General features: G+C 61.5%; 2 protein-coding genes. One reads left to right on the top strand and one right to left on the bottom strand.

The genetic code is table 11. From position 1 onward, the window contains the following. The first annotated feature begins 254 nt into the window (after positions 1–254). Positions 255–587, top strand: a complete 333-nt coding sequence (locus tag AC1DJT_RS36890; protein ID WP_441491764.1) for an SMR family transporter — start codon at positions 255–257, stop codon at positions 585–587. 117 nt (positions 588–704) lie between these two features. Here the strand turns inward: AC1DJT_RS36890 and AC1DJT_RS36895 are convergent. Next, positions 705–1049: hypothetical protein (locus tag AC1DJT_RS36895; protein WP_476836084.1), on the bottom strand; the 345-nt coding region annotated here is incomplete at its 5' end.

Here is a 1049-nt window from a genome sequence, read left to right on the forward strand (position 1 = left end):
GCGCTGATCTGGGCGGACTGAGGCTGGTTGACGCCACGCTCTTTCGCGGCGCCACGATCTCTCGCCAGCAGGCTGGCCAGCTGCTCGCGGAATTGGGCTTGAAGGTGCGCTAGGGGGGGCAGCCTCCGTGGGGCATCTCGGGGAAGTGTCACCCTAACGTCCCCGGKGGACGCGTCGCCAGCGCCTCGGGCTGCTGCGGGTATCCCTTCGATCGGGAGCCTTGAGAGCGTCACACAAGGATGTTTAGGCGGGGTATGAACGCCTATCTTACTCTTGCCGTTGCCATCGTCGCCGAGGTCATCGCCACCTCGGCTCTCAAAGCGTCGGAGGGGTTTTCAAAACTGGGACCCACGGCCGTCGTTGCGGTCGGATATGGCGTCGCGTTCTACTTCCTGTCGCTCACCTTGAGGAGCATGCCTGTCGGGATCGCCTATGCCGTCTGGTCGGGCGCAGGTATCGTCCTGATCTCGGCGGTGGGGTGGTTTGCGTTCGGCCAGAAGCTCGATCTCTGGGCGGTGGTCGGAATGGGCCTGATCGTGACGGGCGTCCTGGTCGTGAACGTCCTCTCCTCCTCAGGCGGGCATTGAGCGCTTCTGCAGCCTGGCTAATTTCGCGCCCTGGCGCGCGGCCATAGCGCCAATACCAAGCATCCACTAGTATAGGGGGCAACGGGACCACCGGTTTGCCGCCCGCAAACAGTGCCGTCACTTATGTGGTTGTGTTCGGATGCCAAAATCCCCACGATAAGCAGCGATCGCGATTTCACCCAGCACCAGACGGGACCGAGAACGTTGAGACTGCTCGCGCGCCTCTTTCAGAGATTCCTCGTTCTCTGCCTGGGCGTCGTCAGCGTTTGGCTGATCGTCTTCGTCATTTTCGATACGGCAGACCACAGGCTGCCATGGATCCTGGCGGCAAGCCTGACCTACGGTCTGGCTGCCTATGTCATTCTGCCAAACGTGGTTCGAATGGGCCTGAAGGTTCTTCACCGCAGATTGATCCCCCGATACACGATCACCGGAGATGGTCTGCCCGGAGACCCTGTAAAC

This window comes from Allobosea sp. 05T422_2 (genome assembly GCF_056396265.1).